The 4,542-nt window shown below is 68.1% G+C and carries 6 protein-coding genes; all 6 read left to right on the top strand.

Annotated elements, in window-relative coordinates; translation table 11 throughout:
• The coding region (locus tag AC6RA4_RS23475; protein ID WP_500164410.1) for a BamA/TamA family outer membrane protein at positions 1-1,055 on the top strand (1,055 nt) is incomplete at its 5' end.
• Position 1,056: 1 nt separating this feature from the next.
• On the top strand, positions 1,057-1,644 hold the full coding sequence (locus AC6RA4_RS23470) for an OmpH/Skp family outer membrane protein (protein ID WP_500164408.1): 588 nt from the start codon (positions 1,057-1,059) through the stop codon (positions 1,642-1,644).
• A gap of 72 nt (positions 1,645-1,716) precedes the next feature.
• Complete coding sequence (fabZ, locus tag AC6RA4_RS23465; RefSeq protein WP_500164406.1) at positions 1,717-2,178, top strand: 3-hydroxyacyl-ACP dehydratase FabZ; 462 nt, start codon at positions 1,717-1,719, stop codon at positions 2,176-2,178.
• Positions 2,175-2,963 (top strand): acyl-ACP--UDP-N-acetylglucosamine O-acyltransferase, encoded by a 789-nt coding sequence (gene lpxA, locus AC6RA4_RS23460; RefSeq protein ID WP_500164404.1) that lies wholly within the window; start codon positions 2,175-2,177, stop codon positions 2,961-2,963. The genes fabZ and lpxA overlap by 4 nt, the downstream gene beginning before the upstream one ends.
• 4 nt (positions 2,964-2,967) lie before the next feature.
• Complete coding sequence (locus AC6RA4_RS23455) at positions 2,968-3,750, top strand: LpxI family protein (protein ID WP_500164402.1); 783 nt, start codon at positions 2,968-2,970, stop codon at positions 3,748-3,750.
• Positions 3,750-4,542, top strand: a 793-nt coding sequence (locus AC6RA4_RS23450) for a lipid-A-disaccharide synthase (protein ID WP_500164400.1), incomplete at its 3' end; no start/stop codon positions are given. The genes AC6RA4_RS23455 and AC6RA4_RS23450, both read left to right, overlap by 1 nt.

The raw sequence follows: 4,542 nt of genomic DNA, 5'->3' as shown, positions 1-4,542 counted from the left end.
TCGAAGAGCAGCCCACCGGCTCGATCAGCTTCGGCGGCTCGTATTCGACCTCGAACGGCTTCGGTCTCGCTGTCTCGTTCAGCGAACGCAACTTCCTCGGCCGCGGCCAGCGCCTGTCGCTTGGCGTCAGCACCGCGTCGACCAACAACAACTACTCGTTCAACTTCGTCGAGCCGGCGTTCCTTGGCCGCGACCTCAGCTTCGGCCTTGGCGCGAGCTATACCGAGACCGAACAGGAATACGCCGAGTTCGACACCGCAAAGGGCATCTTCCGCCCGAGCTTTGGCTTCCCGATCTCGGATTTCGGCCGCCTGAGCCTGCGTTACACGCTGCAATACAGCGACATCGCGAATTCCGACGAGGGCGATGCCGGTCAGGTGATCCGCGCCGAAGAAGCGGAAGGCCCGCGCTGGGACAGCAGCCTCGGCTATACCTTCAGCTGGGACACCCGCCGTGACGGTCTCGATCCCAATGCCGGCGTGCTGCTCGAGTTCGGGCAGGATATCGGCGGGCTTGGTGGCGACACCAGCTTCATCCGGACCAACCTCAAGGCCATCGCCCAGAAGAAGATCTGGAACGAAGAGGTCACGCTGCGCGCCTCGTTCGAGGCCGGCGCGATCAACTTCACCAATGGCAGCAGCCGGGTGACAGACCGTTTCCGCCTGAACGACTCGGTCTTCCGGGGCTTCGAGTATGGCGGCATCGGCCCGCGCGAATACAACGCCGCGTCAGACGTCAACGACTCGCTCGGCGGCAACTATTTCGCCGTGGCCCGGTTCGAGGCGGAATTCCCCGTCGGCCTGCCGGACGAATACGGCATCACCGGCGGCATGTTCTACGATGTCGGGTCGGTCTGGGGGCTGGATAGCGAAACCGTGGCCTCGACGACCAACGACATCCTCTACGAGGATTTCAGCCTGCGTCACGCCATCGGCGTTTCGGTGTTCTGGGACTCCGCGCTTGGCCCGCTCCGGCTGAACTTCTCGCGTCCGATCGTCAAGGAAGACAAGGACAACGAGCAGAACTTCAGCCTGACCATCTCGACCGAGTTCTGAGATGCGCGGCGCTCTGAGGCTCTGCGCCCTGGCGCTCGGCCTGGGACTGGCCGCAGGGGCCGCGTCCGCACAGGACGCGGCGCCGGGCATCGTCGAGAGCGCCATTCTGACGGTCGAGTTCGACCGGCTCTTCGCCGAAAGCGCCTATGGCAAGCGGGTCGCGGCGGTCCTCGAGGAAGAGGGCGCCGAGATCGCCGCCGAGAACCGGCGCATCGAGGCCGAGCTGACCGCCGAAGAGCGCGAGCTCACCGAGACCCGCGCGACCCTCGATCCGATGGCGTTCCGCGCCCTCGCCGATGCCTTCGACCAGAAGGTGCAGGCCCTGCGCCGCGAGCAGGACGCGAAGGCCCGCGCCATCGGCGAGCTTTCCGAGGAACGCCGCCGCCAGTTCATCAAGGCCGCCGAGCCGGTGATCGAGCAGATCATGCGCGAAGCCGGCGCGGTGGTGATCCTCGAGAAGCGCTCGGTCTTTCTTTCCGCCGAGGTGATCGACATCACCGACGCGGCCATCGCCCGCATCGACGCGGCGATCGGCGACGGCACCCAGGCCGACGCGTCGGGGGCCTCCGAGACGCCGGCCAAGCCCTGAGCGGCCCTCCGCGCTTGCCCCGTCACGCCGCTGTTGCTAGGGACAGGGCGACAGATCGACAGGAAAAACACCATGACCGACACGTTGCTTACCGCGGATATCCAGCTGATCCAGCGCATTCTGCCGCACCGTTACCCGTTCCTCCTCGTTGACCGGGTGGTCGAGATCGACGGCTACAAGTCGGCGGTCGGCATCAAGAACGTCACCATGAACGAGCCGCATTTCCAGGGCCACTTTCCCGGTCAGCCGATCATGCCCGGCGTCACCATCGCCGAGGCCATGGCGCAGACCGCCGCCGTGATGGTGGGCACTGCGCTCGATCTCGCCGACAAGGACCTGAAGGTCTATTTCATGGCCATCGACAAATGCAAGTTCCGCCGCATGGTGGTTCCGGGCGACCAGCTCCGCATGACACTCACCACGCTGCGCGGCAAGCCCGGCGGCAAGGTCTGGAAATTCGGCGGCGTGGCCGAGGTCGAGGGCGAGATGGCCTGCGAGGTCGAGTTCACCGCGATGATGGACCTGCCGGCGTGACCGAGACCCAGATCCATCCCTCTGCCGTCGTCGAGGACGGCGCGCAGATCGGCGAGGGCTGCATCATCGGCCCGTTCTGCCATGTCGGCCCCGAGGTGGTGCTCGGGCCCCGCGTCGAGCTGAAATCGCATGTCGTCGTCACCGGCAAGACCGAGATCGGCGAAGAGACGGTGATCTTCTCCTTCGCGGTGATTGGCGAGATTCCGCAGGATCTCAAGTTCCGCGGCGAAAGCACCCGCCTCGTGGTCGGCAAGCGCAACCGCATCCGCGAGCACGTCACGATGAACTCCGGCACCGAGGGCGGTGGCGGCGTGACCCGCGTCGGCGATGACGGGCTCTTCATGGCCGGCTGCCACGTGGCGCATGACGTGCAGATCGGCGACCGGGTGATCCTCGTCAACAACTCCGCCGTCGCCGGGCACTGCGTGATCGAGGATGACGTGATCGTCGGTGGCCTCTCGGGCGTGCACCAATGGGTGCGCATCGGGCGCGGCGCGATCATCGGCGCGGTGACCATGGTCACCAATGACGTGATCCCCTACGGCCTCGTTCAGGCACCGCGCGGCAAGCTCGACGGGCTCAACCTCGTGGGGCTGAAGCGCCGCGGCGTGAGCCGCGCCGACATCACCGCGCTGCGCGCTGCGTTCCAGATGCTGGCGCAGGGCGACGGGGCCTTTGCCGACCGCGCCAAGCGGCTCGGGGACGAGACCCAGAGCGAGTATGTGCGCGAGATCGTTGCCTTCATCCTCGGCGACAGCGATCGTCATTTCCTGACGCCGGGCTGAGCGCATGCTGGCGCTGATCGCAGGGCAGGGCGCCTTGCCCCGCGCGGTGGCCGAAGCCTGCCCGGAGCGTCCGCTGATTTGCGCCCTTGAGCCGCATGTGCCCGAGGGGCTCGCGGTGGACCGCAGTTTCCGTGTTGAGACGCTCGGGAGCTTCCTGCACTGGCTGCGGCAGCGCGGCGTGACGCGGATCTGCATGGTCGGCCGCATCGCGCGCCCCGAGATCCGGCTCTCCAAACTCGACTGGCGCACGGTGATGATGCTGCCTGCCTTCCGCCGGGCGCTGAAGCGCGGCGATGACGGCGCGCTGCGCATCGTCATCGGCCTGCTCGAGGGGGCGGGCTTCGAGGTGGTGGGCGCGCATGAGGCCGCCCCCGACCTGCTGCCGCCCGCCGGTGTCCTGACACAGGTGCAGCCCGACGCCGCGGCCATCACGGCCGCGCGGCTTGGCGATCAGGTCAGCCACGAACAGGGCGCGCGCGACTTCGGACAGGCCTGCATCATTCGCGACGGCGCGGTGCTGGCCCGCGAGGACGAGGCCGGGACAGACGCCATGATCGACGCGCTCGACGGGGCCTCCGGAGGGGTGCTCTACAAGGCCGAGAAACCGGGTCAGGACCACCGCGCCGATCTGCCGGTGGTCGGCCTGCGCACGGCGCGTGGCGCGATCCGGGCGGGACTCTCGGGCATCGTGCTCTCGGCAGGTGGCGTGATGATGCTCGACCGCGCCGCGATGATACAGGAGCTCGACGCGGCGGGGCTGTTTCTCTGGGTGCGGGAGCGCGAGTGATGCGGGTCTATATCACGGCAGGCGAGCCGTCGGGCGACAAGCTGGGCGCGGCACTGATGGAGGGGCTGCGCGCGCGCGTCCCCGAGGTGCAGTTCACCGGCATCGGCGGCGAGCGGATGATCGGGCAGGGGCTCGAGAGCCTGTTTCCCATGGACGAGATCTCGGTCATGGGGATCACCGAGATCCTGCGCCAGTACGGCAAGCTCAAGGCCCGCATCCGCGAGACCGCCGAGGCGATCATCGCCGCGAAACCGGATGTGCTGATCACCGTCGACCTGCCGGAATTCTCGCTGCGGGTGGCGGAGTTGGTCAAGGCGCGCTCCGATATCCGCGTGGTGCATTACGTGGCCCCGACGGTCTGGGCATGGCGGCCGAAACGCGCCGCCAAGATGGCGCGCCATGTCGATCAGGTGCTGGCGCTGCTGCCTTTCGAGCCGCCTTACATGGAGGCCGCGGGCATGCGCTGCGATTTCGTCGGCCACCCGGTGGTGACCGAGCCGCAGGCGACCGCTGACGAGGCCGCGGCGTTCCGCGCGCGTCACGGGCTGGGCGACGCGCCGCTGGCGCTGATCCTGCCGGGCTCGCGCCGCTCCGAGGTCTCACGGCTGGCGCCGGTGTTCGGCGATGTCGTCGCGCGGTTGCAGCAGGAGCGCCCGGACCTGCGCTTTGTCCTGCCCGCCGCCGCCCCGGTTGCGCCGATGGTCGAGGAGCTGTGCGCGGACTGGTCGCAACCGCCGCTGGTGCTCGATCCGCGCCGGCGAGTCCCGCGGCGGAGCTCAGAACCAGCGCCTC

It is taken from the genome of Salipiger sp. (genome assembly GCF_059781815.1).
The sequence above is the reverse complement of the archived record's forward strand: the minus strand, read 5'-3'. Positions and strand labels throughout refer to the sequence as shown.

Excerpts from the sequence above, each read along its gene's own strand:
- AC6RA4_RS23470 (WP_500164408.1), top strand. The coding sequence starts at position 1,057 with ATGCGCGGCGCTCTGAGGCTCTGCGCCCTGGCGCTCGGCCTGGGACTG.
- fabZ (WP_500164406.1), top strand. The coding sequence starts at position 1,717 with ATGACCGACACGTTGCTTACCGCGGATATCCAGCTGATCCAGCGCATT.
- AC6RA4_RS23455 (WP_500164402.1), top strand. The coding sequence starts at position 2,968 with ATGCTGGCGCTGATCGCAGGGCAGGGCGCCTTGCCCCGCGCGGTGGCC.